At 62.3% G+C, this 20,491-nt stretch carries 22 protein-coding genes; 13 read left to right on the top strand and 9 right to left on the bottom strand.

The features are described 5' to 3' along the window. Entirely contained in the window at positions 1-378 is a 378-nt protein-coding gene (locus EDY99_RS23975; RefSeq protein WP_103101794.1) for a hypothetical protein, read from the bottom strand. 120 nt (positions 379-498) lie between these two features. Between EDY99_RS23975 and EDY99_RS23970 the strand changes: the two genes are divergently transcribed. Continuing rightward, positions 499-1,320, top strand: a complete 822-nt coding sequence (locus EDY99_RS23970; RefSeq protein ID WP_046688172.1) for a helix-turn-helix transcriptional regulator — start codon at positions 499-501, stop codon at positions 1,318-1,320. Positions 1,321-1,356: 36 nt separating this feature from the next. On the opposite strand, the gene EDY99_RS23965 is transcribed toward EDY99_RS23970, so the two are convergent. The 7 genes from EDY99_RS23965 to EDY99_RS23935 form a co-directional block, all read right to left on the bottom strand. Further along, positions 1,357-2,493 (bottom strand): porin, encoded by a 1,137-nt coding sequence (locus tag EDY99_RS23965; RefSeq protein ID WP_046688171.1) that lies wholly within the window; start codon positions 2,491-2,493, stop codon positions 1,357-1,359. 369 nt (positions 2,494-2,862) lie between these two features. Next, the gene (locus EDY99_RS23960) at positions 2,863-3,633 is read right to left on the bottom strand and encodes a 3-hydroxybutyrate dehydrogenase (RefSeq protein ID WP_123062134.1); all 771 of its coding nucleotides are present in this window, start codon (positions 3,631-3,633) and stop codon (positions 2,863-2,865) included. Between the two features lie 12 nt (positions 3,634-3,645). Next, complete coding sequence (locus EDY99_RS23955) at positions 3,646-5,040, bottom strand: GntP family permease (protein ID WP_206424507.1); 1,395 nt, start codon at positions 5,038-5,040, stop codon at positions 3,646-3,648. A gap of 42 nt (positions 5,041-5,082) precedes the next feature. Continuing rightward, complete coding sequence (locus EDY99_RS23950) at positions 5,083-6,006, bottom strand: 3-hydroxyacyl-CoA dehydrogenase family protein (RefSeq protein WP_123062132.1); 924 nt, start codon at positions 6,004-6,006, stop codon at positions 5,083-5,085. An 18-nt stretch (positions 6,007-6,024) separates the two neighbouring features. Further along, positions 6,025-7,209, bottom strand: a complete 1,185-nt coding sequence (locus EDY99_RS23945; protein ID WP_123062131.1) for an acetyl-CoA C-acetyltransferase — start codon at positions 7,207-7,209, stop codon at positions 6,025-6,027. Positions 7,210-7,223: 14 nt separating this feature from the next. Beyond that, positions 7,224-7,877: a CoA transferase subunit B gene (locus tag EDY99_RS23940; RefSeq protein WP_089197641.1), complete on the bottom strand. Its 654-nt coding sequence runs from the start codon at positions 7,875-7,877 to the stop codon at positions 7,224-7,226. A gap of 11 nt (positions 7,878-7,888) precedes the next feature. Next, the gene (locus EDY99_RS23935) at positions 7,889-8,587 is read right to left on the bottom strand and encodes a CoA transferase subunit A (protein WP_004933280.1); all 699 of its coding nucleotides are present in this window, start codon (positions 8,585-8,587) and stop codon (positions 7,889-7,891) included. Between the two features lie 168 nt (positions 8,588-8,755). Between EDY99_RS23935 and EDY99_RS23930 the strand changes: the two genes are divergently transcribed. From EDY99_RS23930 to EDY99_RS23920, 3 genes are read left to right on the top strand one after another with little or no spacing between them, the layout of a single operon-like run. Continuing rightward, on the top strand, positions 8,756-9,673 hold the full coding sequence (locus EDY99_RS23930) for a LysR family transcriptional regulator (RefSeq protein WP_123062130.1): 918 nt from the start codon (positions 8,756-8,758) through the stop codon (positions 9,671-9,673). Then, positions 9,645-9,845, top strand: a complete 201-nt coding sequence (locus EDY99_RS24720) for a hypothetical protein (protein ID WP_164489248.1) — start codon at positions 9,645-9,647, stop codon at positions 9,843-9,845. Before EDY99_RS23930 ends, EDY99_RS24720 begins: the two co-directional genes overlap by 29 nt. Next, complete coding sequence (locus EDY99_RS23920; RefSeq protein WP_033651398.1) at positions 9,842-10,243, top strand: putative T6SS immunity periplasmic lipoprotein; 402 nt, start codon at positions 9,842-9,844, stop codon at positions 10,241-10,243. Before EDY99_RS24720 ends, EDY99_RS23920 begins: the two co-directional genes overlap by 4 nt. Positions 10,244-10,258: 15 nt before the next feature. Here the strand turns inward: EDY99_RS23920 and EDY99_RS23915 are convergent, their stop codons facing one another. Beyond that, positions 10,259-10,558: a hypothetical protein gene (locus tag EDY99_RS23915; RefSeq protein WP_033651399.1), complete on the bottom strand. Its 300-nt coding sequence runs from the start codon at positions 10,556-10,558 to the stop codon at positions 10,259-10,261. A 236-nt stretch (positions 10,559-10,794) separates the two neighbouring features. On the opposite strand from EDY99_RS23915, the gene EDY99_RS23910 reads away from it, so the two are divergent. The 9 genes from EDY99_RS23910 (at position 10,795) to EDY99_RS23870 (ending at position 20,489) form a co-directional block, all read left to right on the top strand. Continuing rightward, a complete protein-coding gene (locus tag EDY99_RS23910) occupies positions 10,795-12,165 on the top strand; it encodes a glutamine synthetase family protein (RefSeq protein WP_123062129.1) in 1,371 nt (456 codons plus the stop codon). Positions 12,166-12,197: 32 nt separating this feature from the next. Continuing rightward, on the top strand, positions 12,198-12,581 hold the full coding sequence (locus EDY99_RS23905; protein WP_033641726.1) for a GNAT family N-acetyltransferase: 384 nt from the start codon (positions 12,198-12,200) through the stop codon (positions 12,579-12,581). Positions 12,582-12,594: 13 nt separating this feature from the next. Further along, positions 12,595-13,284, top strand: coding sequence for a trehalose-6-phosphate synthase (locus tag EDY99_RS23900; RefSeq protein WP_033651401.1), 690 nt, complete (start codon positions 12,595-12,597; stop codon positions 13,282-13,284). 481 nt (positions 13,285-13,765) lie between these two features. Beyond that, positions 13,766-15,487 carry an ABC transporter permease subunit gene (locus EDY99_RS23895; protein WP_033641724.1) on the top strand — a complete coding sequence of 574 codons (1,722 nt, stop codon included), beginning with the start codon at positions 13,766-13,768 and terminating at the stop codon, positions 15,485-15,487. Positions 15,488-15,502: 15 nt separating this feature from the next. Beyond that, the gene (locus EDY99_RS23890; RefSeq protein WP_033651402.1) at positions 15,503-16,294 is read left to right on the top strand and encodes an ABC transporter ATP-binding protein; all 792 of its coding nucleotides are present in this window, start codon (positions 15,503-15,505) and stop codon (positions 16,292-16,294) included. 31 nt (positions 16,295-16,325) lie between these two features. Beyond that, positions 16,326-17,408, top strand: a complete 1,083-nt coding sequence (locus EDY99_RS23885) for a porin (RefSeq protein ID WP_123062128.1) — start codon at positions 16,326-16,328, stop codon at positions 17,406-17,408. Positions 17,409-17,993: 585 nt separating this feature from the next. Next, positions 17,994-18,773 carry an ABC transporter ATP-binding protein gene (locus EDY99_RS23880; protein ID WP_033641721.1) on the top strand — a complete coding sequence of 260 codons (780 nt, stop codon included), beginning with the start codon at positions 17,994-17,996 and terminating at the stop codon, positions 18,771-18,773. A gap of 111 nt (positions 18,774-18,884) precedes the next feature. Beyond that, positions 18,885-19,577, top strand: a complete 693-nt coding sequence (locus EDY99_RS23875; RefSeq protein ID WP_019453282.1) for an MgtC/SapB family protein — start codon at positions 18,885-18,887, stop codon at positions 19,575-19,577. Between the two features lie 27 nt (positions 19,578-19,604). Further along, positions 19,605-20,489: a LysR family transcriptional regulator gene (locus EDY99_RS23870; protein WP_033641720.1), complete on the top strand. Its 885-nt coding sequence runs from the start codon at positions 19,605-19,607 to the stop codon at positions 20,487-20,489. The last annotated feature ends 2 nt before the right edge of the window (positions 20,490-20,491 follow it).

The following is a 20,491-nucleotide window of genomic DNA, read 5'->3' as shown; positions in this document are numbered from 1 at the left end:
TTATTTGCTCAGTAATGTCAGCGCCAACATCCGGCCTGCGGCTTCATCGGCGGCCACCAGTACCGGATAGCCCCAGAATTTGGCGCCGTATTCGGCGAATGCTTCCGCCGCCGCGCGTTTGGCGTCGTCCGGTTCCAGCATGATCATGCCTTTCGCCCACCGCTTCAGCGCCGCGCGGTTATCGCGCTTCCACAGCGCTACCTGAGTGCGGGCGTCGCGATCGTGCTCTTCACCTTCATCGCCGACGCTGCGATCGGTCATCAGGACGAAAGGCTCGGCGCGCGCCAGCAGCGCGCTGAATTCAGCCAGCTCGGCCTGGGTATCGCGCCCGTTTCGGCGCATCCACACCAGCGGAAAATCGGCGGTATCGAGTGACATAATCAGTTTCCTCGCGAAAGGGTTTAGGACTGGCGCTTACTTTATCGGCACCGGCGCTAGACCACATTGCGCAATCAGGACATAATACTTTTCAATTCCGCCAAATTGAGAATTGTTCTCATGAAAGTCCAGATCCCACGCCGCAATATCGATATCGATCAGGTGCCGCGCCCGCTGTTCGCCGTGCAGAGTTCCACCATCGAGCAGGACTGGGAAGTCGAGCCGCATCGTCATCAAAAGGCGCAGCTGATCTATACCGTGCGCGGCATGATCCGCTGCGAAGTGGAAAACGGCCTGTGGCTGGTGCCGCCGCAGTGCGCGCTGTGGATGCCGGGCAACGTGTTGCACAACGCCCAGGGCGCCGGCTCGACCGAAGCTTACTGCCTGTTCGTCGATCAACACGTCGTCGCCGGCTTGCCGCAGAGTTGCTGCACGCTGTCGGTCTCGCCGCTGCTGCGCGAACTGCTGTTGCAGGCCACCACCTTCGAACCGCTCTACGACGAACAGGGCGCCGAAGGGCGCCTGACGGCGGTGTTGCTGGATCAGCTGGTGGCCGCACCGATCGAGAATCTGCATCTGCCGGTATCCGACGATGCGCGCATACGGCAGTTGACCGAAGGCATGCTGAGCTGCCCGGCGGACAAATCCACCCTCGGCCAGTGGGCGCAGCGCATCGGCATGAGTGAGCGCTCCCTCAGCCGCACGCTGCAACAACAGATGGGCATGAGCTTCGGCCACTGGCGGCGTCAGCTGCACGTGATGCTGGCGCTGCAGCGCTTGACGCAGGGCGAGAGCGTACAGACGGTGGCGCTGGATCTGGGTTACGAGAGCGCCAGCGGCTTCGTCACCATGTTCAGAAAGGCGGTGGGCAAACCGCCGGCGCGCTACCTGGCGGAACGCAACGCCGCCGGGCAATCTCCGGGCGGCGCGATCAGCATGTGAACGGCCGGCGCCCGCGCCGGCCTGGCAAGAGGCGGATCAGAAGTCGTAGAACACCGTTATCCAGGTGGAATCCGGCTCGTTGTCGCTGCTGTTGGCCAGCGTGCGCTCCACATACACCGACAGACCGTAGCCGATGGTGGTGCCCGCGCCGAGGTAGACGTGGTTGGCGTGATACGCCTCGTCTCCTTTCAGCCGCAGCGAGTCCGCCGCGACGTAAGGCTGAACGGATTTGAGGAACGGCTTGTCGATATTGAAGGTGTAACCGACGAAGCCTTCCAGCCCGTAGCCGTCGCCGGCGAAGAAGTGCGACAGCGTGCGCTGGCGGGTGCTCGGCACATAGTCTTTGTAATAGCTGGCGGTGCCGACGATGTACCAGTTGTTCGGCTGCCAGGTCAACGCAGTGCCGGACAGCTGCTGGTGATAATCCTTTTCGTTGTACAGATTATCTTTGATCTTCGCGTCGGTATAACTGTAGGCGGCGCTGAAGGTGAAATCCTTCGTCACCTTATAATCGAAGCCCAGCCCGCCACCGCCCTTGCGGCGGTAAATCAGGTTATCCGCGGTGTGCAGATCGTCTTCCGGCAATAAATAGTTGGCGTACAGCGTTACCGGCCCGAAATCATTGGTGTATTTGATGCTGTTTTTCGGTTTATTGCCGCCGTCATAATCGCCGGAAATACCGATGCCGGTGCCGCCCGCGTGGCCGTCGTTATCCCAGACGTCGCTTTTGATGCCGACCACGGAATAATAGATGCCGTACTGGTGGCCATAGGTCAGGGTGCCGTAACGATCGTCCTTGAAACCGGCGTACAGCTGGCGCTGATAGTCGCGTTTGCCGTCCTCATTGTAGTGCCCGTCCCAGCTGAGCGCGTGCGCCAGATCGACGCCCCACTCGTAATAGCCGATGATCGAGGTGTCCTGCGTCAGCGCATAGTCGCCGCTGAAGCGAAAACGCGTGCCGCCGTCGTGACCGTTTTTGTCATAGCCCGGCTCCGGGCCGTTATTGAAGATCCACTCGGGGCGAATGCTGCCGCCCACCTTTAAACTGAGCGGCGCCAGCAACACATTGCTCTGCGGGTTTTTATCCAGAATGGTGATCTCGGCCTGTGCGCCGGCGGATAACGCCGACAGCAAGACGCCGCCAATGAATATTGGCGTTGTATTCTTTCTCATTATTACCCCTGCCCGAAAAAATTATTGTTATAAACACGGTGGTCTTAAGCCACGCGGAAATAATTACCCGATGTCAACAGCGCACGCAAGATATAAAAATTCACGTCATAATCTGCCATTATTTCAGGTTGGGCTTATTTTCAGCAGAAACGTGTTCACCTGTAACACGGAGAAAAATAATGTAATAACCGCAGCACGAAATAAACCAATCCGCATTTTTTACCCAAAATAACCCGGCGTGATTATCTGGGAATAAAGATAGCAAATAACAAATAAATATTATTGCCGCAGGTAAACCGTCACGCGAGGGAATTAATTAAAGGCGGGAAATAACGACGGAGCGCGTTGCGCGCTCCGAGAGAGAATTCACTACTGCGCCAACCAGCCGCCGTCCATGTTCCAGGCGGCGCCGCGCACCTGCGCCGCCGCATCGCTGCACAGGAACAGCGCCAGCTCGCCGAGTTGCTCCGGCGTGACGAACGCTTGCGACGGCTGCTTCTCCGCCAGCAGCTCATCGCGCGCCCGCTGCGGATCGATGCCGGCGGCAATGCGCTTGTCGATCTGCTGTTGCACCAGCGGCGTCAGCACCCAGCCGGGGCAGATGGCGTTGCAGGTCACGGGCGTGCGGGCGGTTTCCAGCGCCAGCGTCTTGGTCAGCCCCACCACGCCGTGCTTGGCCGCCACATAGGCCGACTTGTCTTTCGACGCCACCAGCCCGTGCACCGACGCCACGTTGATGATGCGTCCCCAGTTGCGCTCGCGCATACCCGGCAGCGCCAACCGGCAGGTGTGGAACACCGCCGACAGGTTGATGGCGAGGATCGCGTTCCATTTCTCCACCGGGAACTGATCCAGCGGCGCCACGTGCTGAATGCCGGCGTTGTTCACCAGAATGTCCACGCCGCCGAACTCGCGTTCGGCATACTGCATCATGTCCGCTATCTGGGCCGCATCGCCGAGATCGGCGCCGTGATACCCCGGCGCGGCGCCCAGCCGGGCAACCTGCGCTTTCGCCGCTTCCACATCTCCAAAGCCGTTGAGGATCACGCGCACGCCGGCGGCGGCCAGCACGGACGCTATCCCGAGGCCGATGCCGCTGGTCGAGCCGGTCACCAGCGCGGTCTTGCCTTGTACACTCATGGTATCGCTCCTTTAAACAATGCCGGTCAGGTAGAACACGCCGATCACGAACAGCACCGCGGCGCTCTTGATCAGGGTGATGGCGAAGATGCCGCCATAGGCCTGCCGGTGGCTGAGGCCGGTGATCGCCAGCAGGGTGATCACCGCGCCGTTGTGCGGCAAGGTGTCCATGCCGCCGCTGGCCATCGAGGCCACCCGGTGCAGCACCTCCAGCGGAATCTGTGCCGCATGGGCGGCGGCGATAAAGCTGTCGGACATCGCCGCCAGCGCGATGCTCATACCGCCGGAAGCCGATCCGGTGATGCCGGCCAACAGGGTGACGCTGATCGCTTCGTTCAGCAGCGGGTTGGGGATCGCCGACAGCGCCTGCGACAGCACCAAAAAGCCCGGCAGCGCGGCGATCACCGCACCGAAGCCGTATTCGGAGGCGGTGTTCATCGCCGCCAGGATCGCGCCGCCGACCGCCGTCTTGCTGCCTTCCGCCAGCCGGCCGCGAATATTGCGAAAGCCGAACACCACCACCAGCAGAATACCCGACACCAGCGCCGCTTCCACCGCCCAAATGGCGGTGATCTTCGCCACATCGGTGGTGATGGGCTTGGCCAGCCCCGGCAGCGTCAGCTCGTGGCTGGCGCCGTACCACTGCGGGATCCAATGGGTGAAGCCAAGGTTGAATACCCCGACCAAAATCAGCGGCAGGATGGCGATCAGCGGATTAGGCAGGTTGATATCGTCCGGGGTTTCCGGTTCGTTCAGCAGCTCGGTGCCGTACCCTTCGCCTTTCAGCTGCGCCTTGCGCCGCTGGCGTTCAAGATACAGCAGGCCGACCGCGATGATGAACAGCGAGCCGATCAGCCCCAGCCAGGGCGCGGCCCAGGCGTTGGTGCCGAAGAAGCTGGTCGGGATGATGTTTTGGATCTGCGGCGTGCCGGGCAAGGCGTCCATGGTGAAGGAAAAGGCACCGAGCGCCACGGTGGCCGGGATCAGCCGCTTGGGGATGCCGCTCTGGCGGAACAGCTCGGCGGCGAACGGATAAACCGCGAACGCCACCACGAACAGCGATACCCCGCCGTAGGTCAGCAGCGCGCACACCAGCACGATCACCGGAATGGCGTGACGCCGGCCGAGAATGCGGATCGCCGCCGCGACGATCGAACGGGAGAAGCCGGACAGCTCGATCAGCTTGCCGAATACCGCCCCCAGCAGGAACACCGGGAAGTAGAGCTTCACGAAGCCGACCATCTTCTCCATAAACAGCCCGGTGAAGGTCGGCGCCACCGCGCCGGGGTCGGTCAACAGCACCGCGCCCAACGCGGCTATCGGGGCGAACAAAATCACGCTGTAGCCGCGGTAGGCGGCCAGCATCAGTAATCCCAGTGCTGCCAGGGCAATCAAAACGCTCATCAGGCACCTCGCTATCGTTGTTATTGTCAGGTACGGCGTGCGAAATTACGGTTTCAGCGCAAAGCGCAGCTGATGCGCCCGTCGCCGTTGAATGCGTTCCCTGCGCGCTTCATCCCAAAGATAAAATCCCCGGCCGCTGCGCTGGCCGATATCGCCGCGCTGCAGCCGCTGTTCCACCAGCGCCATCATCTCGTCGCCGGTCGCCAGCTCCGGGAACAGGTGGCGGGCGATGTCCGCCACCGTCGGGAGCCCGGTCATGTCGGCGGCCTCCAGCGGGCCGACCATGGCGTAGCGCCGCCCCAGCGAGGCGCGCATCACCTGATCCACCACCTCGGCGCTGGCGATGCCGCTGTGGACGATGTGCAGCGCCTCACGCAGCACCGCAAACTGCAGCCGGTTGCCGACAAACCCCGGCGCGGCGCGTTCCAGCATCACCGCCTCCAGCGCCATCTCGCCGAGCAGCGCCTGCACCGCCGCCAGATGGTGCGGCTCGGTGGCGCTGCCGGGCACGATCTCCACCAGCGGGATCAGGTGCGGCGGGTGCCAAAAGTGGGCGATCAGCAGCCGCTGCGGATGGGTCATGCGCGCCGCCAGCTCGTCCGGCGGCAAGCCGCTGGTGTTGCTGGCAATCACCGCGTCGTCAGCGATCAGCCCTTCCAACTGCTCATACAGCGCGTGCTTCAGCTCGAGCCGTTCCGGGATCGCCTCGATAAGCAGCCGGGCGCGCGCTACCGCGTTCAGATCGCCGGTCACGCGCAGCCGCGCCAGCGCCGCTTCGCGTTCGCCGCGATCAAACTGCCCGACGTCGCTCAGCTCGGCCAGAATGCCGCTCGCTACCGCCGGCGCTTCCACCCGGCGCTGCGGATCCGGTTCATACAGCAGCACCTCATGGCCGTGGCGAATAAAGTGGGTGGCGATGCCCACCCCCATCAGCCCGGCGCCCAGTACCGCATAGTCAGATGACTGCATCGTGCCTTCCTCGGTTGTTTACGGGCGCTCTACCGCCAGCGCCACGCCCTGCCCGCCGCCGATGCACAGCATCGCCAGCCCCTTGTTCACCCCGCGGCGCTGCATTTCGAACAGCAGCGACACCAAAATGCGGCAGCCGGACGCGCCGATCGGATGCCCCAGCGCGATCGCCCCGCCGTTGACGTTGACCCGCTCCGCCTCCCAGCCCAGTTCTTTGCCCACCGCCAGCGCCTGCGCGGCGAAGGCTTCGTTGGCTTCGATCAGATCGACCTCCTCCAGCCGCCAGCCGGCTTTTTCCAGGCAGCGGCGCGCGGCCGGCGCCGGGCCGATGCCCATGATCGCCGGATCGACGCCCGACGACGCGTAACCGGCGATGCGCGCCAGCACCGGCAAGCGCAGCGCGGCGGCTTTTTCCGCGCTCATCAGCAGCACCACGGCGGCGCCGTCGTTGAGCGACGAAGCGTTGCCGGCGGTCACCGTGCCCTCCTTGCGAAACGCCGGGCGCAGCCGCGCCAGCGCCTCCAGGCTAGTGTCGCGCGGCTGTTCGTCGTGCTTAACAAGCAACGCTTCGCCCTTCGGCTTCGGCACCGTCACCGGCGTGATCTCCTGCACGAAACGCCCGGCCTGCTGCGCCGCCTGCGCCTTCTGCTGCGAGCGCAGCGCGAATCTGTCTTGTTCTTCCCTGCTGATGGCGAATTTCTCCGCCAGGTTCTCGGCGGTGATGCCCATGTGGTAGTCGTTGAACGCGTCCCACAGGCCATCGTGGATCACGCTGTCCACCATCTGCGCGTGACCGAGGCGCAGACCGGCGCGCGCGCCGGCCATCAGGTAAGGCGACCGGCTCATGCTCTCCTGGCCGCCGGCGATCACCGCGTCGGCGTCACCGCTGCGGATCGCCTGCACCGCCAGATGCACCGCCTTCAAACCGGAGCCGCACACCTTGTTGATGGTCAGCGCCGGCGTCGTAAACGGCAGCCCGGCGTTCAGCGCGGTCTGGCGCGCCGGATTCTGCCCGCAGCCGGCGGTCAGCACCTGACCGAGGATCACTTCATCGATCTGCTGCGGCGCCACGCCGCTTTGCGCCAGCAGCCCCTGCACCGCCGCCGTGCCCAGTTCCACCGCCGTCAGCGGCGCCAGCGCGCCATGAAAACTGCCGACCGGCGTGCGCGTCGCCGCCACGATCACCACTTCACGTTGTTGCACATTCACCTCCCGTTTCAGAAACGCATTTCCGGCACTTGCTCCGGCACGATCAGCCGGCCGGCGGTTTTGGCGATAATCTCCGCCACGCTGACGCCCGGCGCGCGTTCGCGCAGCACGAAGGCGCCGTCTTCAATTTCCAGATAGGCCAGATCGGTCAATACCTTGCGGATGCAGTTGGCGCCGGTCAGCGGCAGCGTGCAGCGCGGCAGCAGCTTGGACTCGCCGCCCTTCGCTGCGTGGGTCATCACCACGATGATGTTCTCCGCCCCCGCCACCAGATCCATCGCGCCGCCCATGCCCTTGACCATCTTGCCGGGGATCATCCACGAGGCGATGTTGCCCTCGACGTCCACTTCAAACGCCCCCAGCACGGTCAGATCGACATGGCCGCCGCGGATCATGGCGAACGACTGCGCCGAATCGAAGATCGACGCGCCGAGGCGCGCGGTGACCGTCTGCTTGCCGGCGTTGATCATGTCGGCGTCCAGCTGTTGCTCGGTCGGGAACTCGCCCATCCCCAGCAGACCGTTTTCCGACTGCAGCATCACGTCCATGCCCGCCGGCACGTAGTTGGCCACCAGCGTCGGGATGCCGATGCCCAGGTTGACGTAGTAACCGTCCCTCAGCTCTTGCGCCACGCGCTGCGCCATTTGTTCACGGGTAAGCATGCGAATTCTCCTTATGCCCGCAGGGTGCGTTGTTCGATACGCTTTTCGAATGTGCCCTGGATCAGCCGATCGACATAGATGCCGGGGGTGTGGATCGCCGCCGGATCCAGCTCGCCCGGCGCGACGATCTCTTCCACTTCCACCACCGTGATGCGCCCGGCGGTCGCCATCAGCGGATTGAAGTTCTGCGCGGTGTGGCGGTAGATGACGTTGCCGAAGTGATCGGCCTTCCAGCCTTTCACGATGGCGAAATCGCCGGTGATGGCGGTTTCCATGATGTAGGGGCGGCCGTTGAACTCACGCACCTCTTTGCCTTCGGCGATCGGCGTGCCGTAACCGGTGGCAGTGAAGAATGCCGGGATGCCGGCGCCGCCGGCGCGGATCTTCTCCGCCAGCGTGCCCTGCGGCGTGAGATCCACCTCCAGCTCGCCGCTGAGCGCCTGCTGTTCGAACAGCGCGTTTTCGCCGACGTAAGATCCCACCACCTTGCGGATCTGATGGGTTTCCAGCAGCCGCCCGAGGCCGAACCCGTCGACGCCGCAGTTGTTGGAAACCACCGTCAACCCGCGCACGCCGCGCCGGCGGATCTCTTCGATCAGATTCTCCGGGATGCCGCACAGGCCAAAGCCGCCCGCCAGCACCGTCATGTTGTCCGTCAGGCCTGCCAGCGCTTCCTGGTAGCTGCCGACGCGTTTGTCGAGCCCTGCCATATCGTTGCCCCTGCATGTTGCGGCGCAGGGCGAAATGCCCTGGCTTGCGTGAGGGCATCTTCAGGTCACAAAAATGATTTGTTAATTTTGTTTTTATGCCGCATTCATTTAGAATTTTTATTAATCACTCGTTAACCGACAATTAACAAAGAGTTAACGCCAACCAAAATGAAAATGAGCATCAAACAGTTACGCGCGTTTTTAGCGGTAGCTCACACTCTGAATTTCGCCCAGGCCAGCGAGCGGCTGAATATTTCTCAGCCGGCGCTCAGCCTGGCGATCCGTGGGCTGGAAGACGCGCTGGGCGGGCCGCTGCTGCTGCGCACCACCCGCCGGGTGACGCTGACGCCGGAGGGGGAAACCTTCTTCCCGATGGCGCGCCAGCTGCTGGCGGATTGGGACAACGCGGAAGAGGCAATGCGCCAGCGCTTCACCCTGCAGATGGGCAAGGTGGCGATCGCCGCCATGCCGTCGTTCGCCGGCAACCCGCTGCCGCCGATCCTCAAAGCGTTTCGCGATCGCTACGCCGGCATCAACGTGGCGGTGCACGACGTCATCAACGAACAGGTGTTTGAAATGATCCGCGAAGGCCGGGTAGAGATGGGCATCGCCTTCGAGCCGGAGCCGAGCGACACCCTGCATTTCACCCCGCTGTGCCGCGATCGCTTTCTGGCGGTGGTGCCGAAGGATTCGGCGCTGGCGCGCAAGGCGCAGGTAAGCTGGAAGGAGCTGCTGACGCTGGATTTCATCACCCTGCAGCGGCCATCGGCGGTGCGGCTGCTGCTGGAGCAGGAGCTGGCCCGCAGCGGGCGAGCGCTGGAGGTGGCGTTTGAAAGCCACCAGCTGGTGACGGTCGGGCGCATGGTGGCCAACGGCCTCGGCGCCAGCGCGGTGCCGGCGCTGTGCGAGAAACAGATGGATGAGCTGGGGGCGGTCTGCGTGCCGCTGATCGGCCCGATCATCGAACGGCGCGTGGGCCTGATCCGCCTGGCGCAGCACCAACTCTCTTCCGCCGCGCAGGCGCTGGCGACGGTGATCGAACGGGAGATGGCGGGGAGTGGCGGGCAGCCTGCGCTTAAACCGTAAACCCGACGTGCTTGCCGCCCGGCCGTTCAATGTCCAGGCGCAGCGTGCCGCCCATCGCTTCCACGTAGCCACCAACTACAGCGGCATTATTGGGCCAGACATCAAAAAACGTTATGAATGGGTATTGCGAGCTTTCCTGAACAATCCAAAGAACCGGAACACCTTGCTATGACAAAACTTTATCTCTCTTTACTGTGCGCACTGCTGCTGAACGGCTGCCAATCCACTCAGCCCTGGTACCATCCGTTGGACGTCTCGCTCAAAGACAACCAACCTTGCTTTGCCGTGCCCATCAACAGCGTTCGCAGCGGTGACAGCCTGCAAAACCGGGGGGTGATCGTCTCACGACAGGAACAACAGCAATGGCATATCGTCTGGGCCTCACCAGAAGTCACTCCGTTGCCCGACCTGAAACCGGGACAATGCGCCACTTATCCGCAGGTAAACTGGGCTGCGGGAGAATACTCGGTCTTGCTCGGCGTCTCGATGAATAACGACACGGAAAGGCGTAAATACATGAAAGAATTCAACTTAATAATTAATCCCAAGGGAGAAATACAGCTACAGTAAGGAGACTGGGATTATTTATTCCCCCTCCACCGCCTGCACCGCCGCCTTCTGCGTGGCGCGCTGATATAAGCACAGCTCCCTGCCCGGCTGGTTTTTCATAAACGGCTGTGGGTAGCGCCCACCGATAAACAGCGCCGAATAGCCGACGTCATCACCGTAGTGAATAATCTCCCCTTCCACCCTGGCGTTTTTTAGCCCGCTGGCTTTCAGGCAGGCGGCGCGCATCGCCCGTTCGCTCTCGGCCCACGCCTGTGGGGAAGACGCGGTGGCGTGGAACGCGGCCAGCGCGGCGATAAGCAGCCCTATTCTCTTCATCGTTATCTCTCCTTCTACGGCCCGTCTCGCCAGTATAGACCGTGCCGACCCGGCCAACCCGCCGCGCTCTTTACGGCATTTTTATTCCGCGCCCCGTTAATGTTACGGCGTTTTTACAGACAGTTTTTGCCGCCGCAGATACCCTTTTCACATCGCCGCTATGGCCTCACAAGAGAGTTGTCTCATGCGTTTATCCCTGCCTCTGGCCGTGACTGGTCTTCGTTCTGGAGCGCGCCATGCATTCTAATATCATCGGGTTCAATCCTCTGCTGGCGGAGCTGCCCGCATCGCCGACTCGCACCTTCCGCAAAGAGCTGGAACACTACCTGCAGCGCTATCCGGATACCGAACAGCTGGATATTTATCTGCACGATCTGAACGGCCAGCTGCGCGGCAAGCGCCTGCCGATCGCCGAAGCCTTTGGCCTGGAAAAAGGCTGCTACTTCCCGCTGTCGATCTACGCCCTGGATCTGCACGGCCGGGTGATTGAAGAAAGCGGGCTGGGGCAACGGGCGGGCGAGCCGGATCGGCTGTGCCTGCCGGTGCCCGGCACGCTGCGCCCCTGCGCGCGCGATCCCGAACGCCACGCCCAGCTGCTGCTGACGATGCAAAACGCCGACGGCGACGCCTGCGAGCTGGAGCCGCGTGTGGTGCTGCAACGGGTGCTGAAGCGCCTGCACGAGCGCAACTGCTTCCCGGTGGTGGCGGCCGAACTGGAGTTCTACCTGCAGGATCCGCAGCGCCCCGCCGAGGCGGAAGCCTGCCCGACGCAGAGCTTCGCGGTGGATGCGCCCGAGCGCCACCATGCGCTGCTGAGCGACATCGAACGGCACGCGCGGCTGCAAAGCCTGCCGCTGACCGGCGTGGTGGCCGAAGCCGCTTCCGGCCAGTACGAGCTGAACCTGCATCACAGCCGGCACGTGCTGGAAGCCTGCGACCAGATCATGGCGCTGAAGCGCCTGACGCGGCAGATTGCCGAGCAACATCACCAGCACGCCTGCTTTATGGCCAAGCCCTGCGCCCATGCCGCCGGCAGCGGGCTGCATTTTCACATCAGCCTGCAGAACGAGCACGGCGAGAACCTGCTGACCGGCGCGCCGGGCGAACTGAGCGACAACATGCAGCAGGCGATGGCGGGCATGCTGGCGCTGATGCCGGCGTCGATGGCGATCCTGGCGCCCAACATCAACGCGTTTCGCCGCTTCCGCCCCGGCATGCACGTGCCGCTGCGCGCCTCCTGGGGCCACAACAATCGCACGGTGGCGCTGCGCCTGCCCTGCGCCGACAGCGCCAACCAGCGCATCGAATACCGCCTGGCCGGCGCCGACGCCAACCCCTATCTGGCGCTGGCGGTAATGCTCGGCGGCCTGCTGCACGGGCTGGAACACCCGCTGCCGCTGCCGCCCGCCGCCAACGGCTGCGAGAGCGACAACGCCGCGCCCTTGCCGCTCGGCCAGCAGGAGGCGCTGGCGCTGTTCCGCCACAGCGATCCGCTGCGCGAACTGCTCGGCCCGGCGTTCTGCACCCTGTGGCACACCTGCAAAAGCGCCGAACTGCGCCGCTTCGAGGAACAGGTCACCGCCGCCGAACTCGGCTGGATGCTGTAACCGCCCACTGATTCGTTAACTTAAGGATAATCATGAACATGCAACCGCAACGGGCGCCCGCACAGCCGCTGCTCTGCTGGCGCAAAGGCGTTTTTCATATCAGCACCGACCGGCAGTTGTTGGATATCGACGCGATCCAGCGTTTTCTCAGCCTGCCGGATCGGGCGGCGACGGAGCGCCTGGCGCGCCACGGCCTGTGCTTCGGCCTGTATCGCAAACGCCACCAGCTCGGCTTCGCCCGCATGGTGACCGATTACGCCACCTTCGCCTCGGTGAGCGAACTGTTCGTCAGCGCCGAATACCGCGGCGTCGGGCTGGGAAGCTGGCTGACGCGCTGCTGCCTGGCGCATCCGGCGTTGCGCGGCCTGCGCGTCACGCTGCCCGCGCTGCAAGCGCCCTGGCGCGCCCTTCACTGATAAGGAGACCCCCATGTCTCGTTTGGTGCTGATTTCCAACAAGCAGTGCGACGGCAAGGATCTGGCCTGCGCCGGCCGGACGCTGGCGGCCGACGCCGAACCGGGGCTGTGGCTCGGCTGGAACGGCGACGTGCAGAATTTCGCGCAGCGCCCGATCCACTGCCGTCAAGACGCCGGTTACGATCAGGTGACCTTCCCGCTGTCGATCGAAGAGTTTCGCCGCCACTATCAGGGCTACTACCACGACGGCCTGTGGCCGGTGTTCCACAACCAGCCGGAGAAGGCGCACTTCACGCCGGAAAACTACCGCGCCTACCGGCAGCTGAATCGCCGTTTCGCCGATATCGCCTGCGAACACCTGTGCCCGGGCGACATCGTCTGCATCGACGATTACCAACTGCTGCCCTGCGCCCAGGCGCTGAAGGAACAGGGGCTGCTGAACGACTGCGCGTTCTTTTTCCATCTGCCGTTCCCGTCGGCGGCGCTGCTGCGGCGCATCCCGGAACATCGCCAGCTGATCGCTTCGCTGCTGTTCTACGATCTGATCGGCTTTACCACCACCGACGATCGCAACGCCTTTCTCAACTGCCTGGCGGCCGAGTTTCCGCTGGAGATGCTGCCCGACGACCAGATCCAGGCCAACGGGCATATTTTCGCCACCGGCATTTTCCCCGCCGGCATCAACGGCAGGCAGGTTTATTAATGTTACGGCGCGCGGTATTCAGGCGCGCCGTTTTATTTCGCCGCGATTTATTTTCACCGCATTTACCGCCATCAAAATAGGTTATTTTATTTTCTGAATATAGCGATTAAAAAATGAATATTCATCCTGTTACATATCAACCGTAAAAACCGCGCGCCGCCAATTGCTTTTTATTAGCAAAACACATTACCCTCTCCGTGCCATATTTAAACCGAGGAGGGCCCTATGGGCGATGAAAGTTTTAGTTTTACGCTAATGCTATTGGGCACCTTTCAGTAATGCCATCCACGTTGCATTCTGAAAGACACGGAATGCGGCAACCGCTCCCCTTCTGACGGCCTTTCCCGCTCTGCCTGCCCGCCCATCGCCCGCTGCGAAAACAACGTTTGTCTCAACCGCTGTGGCGGTATTTATCTGATGTCGCCGGGCCTATTACCCGAGCGCCGACGGATTTCTTATGGGAAAAATAAGGTATTGCGTTATGCAAAATAACCGGGGTACATCTGTTTTCAGAAAGTCTTATTTAAATGACTTTATCGTTATCGCCATCGGCGTTTTCTTCATTGCCTTTTTTATTCGCGCGTGGGGCGACATGCACGGCGACTTCAATGAACAAAACGTCTCTGCCATTAGTCTCGATGCCTGGAACCTGCTTTATTATTCGCTCAGAACCAGCATGCGTTTTCTCCTCGGCATGGCCTGGTCGCTGCTGTTTTCTGTGGTGTTCGCCGTGCTGGCCGCGCGCTATGCGCCGCTGCGCCGGGTGATCTTGCCCTTCGTCAACTTTATGGAGTCGGTGCCGCTGGTGGGGTTCCTGACCTTCACGACCGTGTACTTTCTCAACCTCTACCCACACAGCGTGATGGGGCTGGAGTGCACCGCCATCTTCGCGGTGTTTACCGGCCAGGCCTGGAACATGATGCTGACGCTGTATCAGACGCTGCGCATCGTGCCCAAGGAGCTGGACGAAGCCGCCCGCAGCTTCAATTACAACCCGTGGCAACGCTTCTGGCGGCTGGAATTCATCTATTCGGTGCCGGGCCTGCTGTGGAACGCCATGGTGTCGCAATCCGCCGCCTGGTTCGCCCTGGTGGCCTCCGAAGCCATTCCGGTCGGCGATCGCTCGGTCGAACTGCCCGGCGTCGGCTCCTATATCGCCGAAGCGCTGGCGCAGCAGAACGTGCCGGCGATCCTGTATGCGATCGTCGCGCTGGCCGCCAACATCGTGCTGCTCGATCAGCTGGTTTTCCGCCCGCTGGTGCGTTACACCGCCCGCTTCAAATACGAAGACGTCACCGCCAATCGGGCGCTCGGCAATCCGTGGTTCTACAACAGTCTGGCCTTTTCGCACGTCGGCGCGGCGCTCGGCCGCACGCTGCGCGCGCTCGCTGATCTGTGGCTGTTCAAGCTGCCGCGGCTGTGGTACGCCCTCGGCCTGCACCGCCTGTTTCGCCTCGCCGCCAAAGGCAATTGGCTGTGGCGCAGCCTGTGGTATCTCGGCGTGGTGCTGGCCTGCGTCTGGTTCGGTTACCGGCTGTGGGAATACTTCCCCAAACAGTACTTCGCCATGCTGCCGGAGTGGATGCTGCTCACCACCGCGCGCGTGGCCGCGGCCATGCTGCTCAGCGTGGCGATCTTCACGCCGCTGGGGGTGTGGATCGGCCTGAATCCGCGCCTGGTGAAGATCTTCCAGCCGATCATCCAGATCCTGGCGGCCATTCCGCCCAACATTTTCTACCCGCTGATCGCCGCCTTCATCGCCATTTATCATCAGGATCTCGGCTGGTGGGCCATTCCGATGATCATGCTGGGCACCCAGTGGTACGTGTTGTTCAACGTGATCGCCGGCGTTTCCGCCATTCCGACGCAGATCACCGAGGTCAGCGAAACCTTCGGGCTGCGCCGTTTCCGCTGGTGGCGCTACTACATGCTGCCGGCGATCTTCCCCTACATCGTGACCGGCATCATCTCCGCCGCTGGCGGCGCCTGGAACAGCGCCATCGCCGCCGAAGTGATCCAGTGGGGCAGCACCACCCTCAGCGCCACCGGGCTGGGCGCGTTCATTTCCGTCGTCACCGACGCCGGCAAGAACCCGGAGTCCGCACTGGGCTGCGCCGCGATGTGCGCGCTGGTGGCGCTGTGCATCATCTTCGTCTGGCAACCGCTGTATCGCATTGCGGAAACCAAATTCAAATATGACTGATCAAGGGGGAACAACATGCTGACTCAAGACGTGATTATCAGCGCCCGTCGATTGAACAAGACGTTTATCGGCGAAAACAAGCGTCCCACCCCCGTGCTGCGCGACGTGTCGCTGACCGTGCACGCCGGCGAGTTCGTCACCATTCTGGGGCAATCCGGTTCGGGTAAGTCCACGCTGCTGCGCATGCTGGCCGGGCTGATCCCGCCGGACAGCGGCACGCTCACCCTGGCGGGCAAACCGGTCTGCGGCCCGAGCGCCAACGCCGGCATGGTGTTTCAATCCTACGCGCTCTACCCCTGGCTGACGGTGTACGACAACATCGCCTTCGGCCTGCTGGCGCAAAAGCTGCCGCCGCAGACGATCGCCGAGCGGCTGGAGGCGCTGCTGCGCCTGGTGGGGCTGAGCGGCTATGAGCACGCCTGGCCGCGCGAGCTGTCGGGCGGCATGCGCCAGCGCGTGGGCTTCGCCCGGGCGTTGGCGGTAGAGCCCGATGTCTTGCTGCTGGACGAGCCCTTCTCCGCCCTCGATATCTTTACTGCGCAAAAACTGCGCAGCGATCTGCTGGCGCTGTGGGGAGACAACCGGCTGCGCACGCGCGCCATGGTGATGGTGACGCACGACGTCGAAGAGGCGGTGCTGATGTCCGATCGGGTGCTGATCCTGGACGCGACCAGCAAACGGATCGATGACGAATTCAGCATCAATATTCCCCGCGCGGCGCGCAACCGGGACAGCCTGCGGCACCTCACCGATCGGATCCGCAGCTGCCTGTACAAAAAAATCGCGCGGGCGCAACCGGCCGGATAAGGCCGCATTTTCGTTAACTCAGGGTCGTGAAATGAAAAATAAAAGCTTACTGATGGCGCTGGTCATCCTGATGCCGGCCGCCGCCGCCGGGGCAGAAATCGTCAATAAGGACGGCAATAAACTGGATCTGTACGGCCAACTGAACGGGGTGCATTACTTCAGCAGCGATGCCGACAATAACGGCGATCGCTCCTACACCCGTTTCGGTTTCAAAGGCGAGACGCAGATCGCCGACGGGCTGACAGGGTATGGCCAATGGGAATATCAGGCGGGGCTCGATCAGCCGGAAAGCGCCGGGCCGGGCAATAGCTATACCCGGCTGGGCTTCGCCGGGCTGACGTTCGGCCACTGGGGCAGCCTGGACTACGGCCGCAACTACGGCCTGCTGTATGACGTGGCCGGCTGGACGGACGTGCTGCCCGAATTCGGCAACGACAGCTACGAAGCGGCCGACAACTTCATGACCGGCCGCGCCAACGGCCTGCTGACCTACCACAACCGCAGCCTGGGCGGGCTGTTGGACGGTCTGGATCTCGGCCTGCAATATCAGGGGAAGAATCGGGGGGACGACGCTCTGCGGGCGAAGGATATTCAGACGCAAAACGGCGATGGCTACGCCTTTTCCGCCACCTACGACACCGGCGCGGGGCTAAACTTTGGCGCCGCCTACGCCAACTCTGCGCGCACCCTGGCGCAGCAGCGCTTCGGCCTGGCTGACGGCGATCGCGCCCGGGCCTGGACGCTGGGGCTGAAATACGATCTGGACAACCTCTACCTGGCGGCCAGCTATGCGCGCACCGAAAACATGACCTATGTCGACGGCGATCGCTACGCCGGCTTCGCCCCCCGCGCGGACGCCGTCGAGGCGGTCGCGCAGTATCACTTCGATTCCGGCGTCACGCCCTCGGTGGCCTACCTGCAAACGCGCGGCCGTAACCTGCCCGGCATCGGCGACGCCGATCTGGTCAAATACCTGGATCTGGCGCTGAACTACAGCTTCAACGCCAATATGTCGACCTACGTGGAGTACAAGCTCAACCTGCTGCAACGGCAGAACGCCGTCGGCGCCGGCGCCGACGACATTGTCGAAACCGGCATCATGTATCAGTTCTGACCCGATACCGGCCGCAGCGCGCGCTGCGGCCGGTTCATTATTTGTCTTGCGCCCGCCCTGTTATTCTCTCGTTTAATTCAGGTTTATATTTCCATAAAATAGCGCCTATATTCACTCTCATGATTTTCGTTGACGCCCCGTTTAATAAATAAAGAAAAACTTTCCCGCATTCATATTAAATTACATTTTGCCGCGATAATTCCGCCTAACCACATTGAATCACAGGCAATATCACGCGTATTATGGCCACACGAAAAATAACGGGGAAATGATATGGACGGCGACAGTTGGTTGTTTATTTTATTGTTGGAATCGCTGAGGTCACAGGAGCAATAGTCATCCCATTGCATCCTGAAAGTGTCAGGATATGCGTCAGTTACCACATCCCTTCGCTTTACCCCTTCAGCGCATGGCCTCCGCGCACGCCGCTCCGGCGCGCCTGACAGGCTAATCCTTCCAGCATACGCTTATTAACAGTCCGATAACGCTCAGGCTTATTTGCGCTCGCATTTATTTTACCCCTGCGCGGCGATAACTATCGGCCATTTTTCCATGCTCATATTTTTAATTGAGTGGAGAAACATCATGATGGTAAAAAAAACCACGCTGCTGACGGTTAATAACGTCAGCAAAAGCGTTCAGCCTACCGGTAAAGAAAAACGCCTGGTGCTGAATGAAATCAACCTGCGCCTCTACGATAACGAGGTCGTCAGCATTTTGGGGCAGTCCGGCTCGGGCAAATCCACCCTGCTGCGCATACTTTCCGGCCTGATCGCGCCGGATCTGGGCACCGTGATGCTGGGGGATAAAAAAGTCTCGGGGCCGAATCCGCAGATCAACATGGTGTTCCAGACCTTCGCCATTTTCCCGTGGCTGAACGTCTACCAAAATATCGCCTTCGGGCTGCAGGCGCAGGATCTGCCGCCGCAGGTGGTCGAAACCCAGACGCTGAAAATGCTCGATCTGGTCGGGCTCGCGCCCTACCGCGACGCCTACCCGCGCGAGCTTTCCGGCGGCATGCGCCAACGGGTCGGCTTTGCGCGCGCGCTGGCGGTAGAACCGATGCTGCTGTTGCTGGATGAGCCGTTTTCCGCGCTGGACGTCTATACCGGCGAACACCTGCGCAGCGATCTGCTGCGCATCTGGAGCACGCGCCAGATCAAAACCCGCTCCATCGTGCTGGTGACCCACAGCGTAGAGGAAGCGGTGATGATGTCTGATCGCATCCTCCTGCTGGGCGCCGGCACCCTCGACGGCTGCTATCACATCGCGCAGCGCCGCGAGACGCGCACCCGCGAGGGGATGCAGCCGCTGACGGACAAAATCAGCGAGACGCTCAGCCGGCAGATCGCCGCCGCGCACTGAGCGCCGCCCTGGCCTGGCGGGACGGATCCCGCCAACTTAACTACCTGTTTATCAAGAGTCACCCCGCCACGGGTGGCTCATGATAAGCGGATAATACATCGAGTTATTATCATGCATTTCATTCATACACTGCTGACGCTGCTGACCGCGTCCGTCCTGGGCGCCGCCATCGGCTACGAAAGACAATTCCGCCAGCGCACCGCCGGGCTGCGCACCAATACGCTGGTGGCCACCAGCGCGGCGATCTTCGTCCACCTGGCCATGACCATCGACGGCAGCGGCGGCGCGGTGCGCGTCATCTCCTACGTGGTCTCCGGCGTCGGCTTTCTCGGCGCCGGGGCCATCATGAAAGAAGGGATGAACATCCGCGGCCTGAACACCGCCGCCACGCTCTGGGGCTCCGCGGCGGTCGGCGCCTGCGCCGGCTGCGGCCTGTACGGCGATGCGCTGGCCGCCACGCTGTTCGTGCTCGCCGCCAACACCCTGCTGCGCCCGCTGGTCAATATGGTCAACAAACAGCCCTTCAATGACGTTAACGGCGAATCCACCTACCAGATTTGCGTCATTGCCTTCGAGCATGAGCAGCGTGAAGCGCTGGCCAAATTCAAACAGGTGCTGCAAGGAGAAAACTGCTTTATCTCGCATCTGGATATCGAACCCTTTGGCGACGACGACGTGGAGATCACCGCCACGCTGATGCCGGCCTCCGTCACCACGCCGGTGCTCGACCAGACCATCAATAAACTGCTGAACGACAGCATGATGAAACAGGCCTATTACAGCCGCATCGCCGGCTCCGGCTAATGCCTTTCACTTCCAGGGAGATCCACCATGAAAACCATGCCAAAACTGGCTCATCTGACGATGTTCAAAGACATCGTTCACTGCGGAAGTTTGCACGATGCCGCGAAAAAACTGGCCGTCTCGCAACCGACGCTCAGCCGGGTGCTCAAAGAGCTGGAAATGTCCATCGGCGCGCGGTTGCTGGAGCGCAGCAACCGCGGCGTGCGCCTGACGGCGGTCGGCGAGCTGTTTTACCGGCGGATAGACGCCGCCACCAATCAGTTGCTCAGCGCGTTTGACGAGCTGCGCGGCATGAGCGCCGGCGGCGAGAAGCGCCTGCGGGTGGGGATGAGCGTCGATCCGCTGCTGTGCTACCTGCCCCAGGTGCTCGAAGGCTTCAACCGCCGCTACCCGCATACCCGGGTGACGGTGGTGGAAGACGGCCCGGAAGGCCTGCTCGCCCGGCTGAGAAACTGCGAGCTGGATTTGGCGGTCAGCAGCCTGAACGGCGCGGCGGGCGGCGCCGATCTGGCCATGCAGGCGCTGAAGAGCGAGCGCTTCTCGCTCTATCAAGGGGGCGACCTGACCGCCGCCGGGCAGCCGCCGGCCGAAGCCAAATGGGTGGTGCCGCGCTCCTGCTCGGTGGGGCACGCCGCCATCCGCGAGATCGCCGAGCGTTACACGCCGCACGGCCAGATCGTCGAGACCGACTCCTTTCTGGCGACCTGGTGCCTGGTCAGGCAGCAGGGCTATATCGCGCTGCTGAGCGATCGGGTCGTCGCGCACTACGCCCCGCAGCTGCACCTGCAGAAAATCCCGACGCAGGGGATCGACATCAGCGCGCGCTTTTATGTCTTTACCCGCCATGAGCCAGCCACGCCGCCGCTCAGCGCCGCCTTTATCCACCTGCTGCAAACCCTGCAAACGGGTTGAAC

It is taken from the genome of Serratia sp. LS-1 (assembly GCF_003719595.1).
In the GTDB taxonomy this organism is placed as follows: Bacteria; Pseudomonadota; Gammaproteobacteria; order Enterobacterales; family Enterobacteriaceae; genus Serratia; species Serratia ureilytica.
Note: the sequence above shows the minus strand (reverse complement) of the source record. Positions and strands in the feature narration are given on the sequence as shown.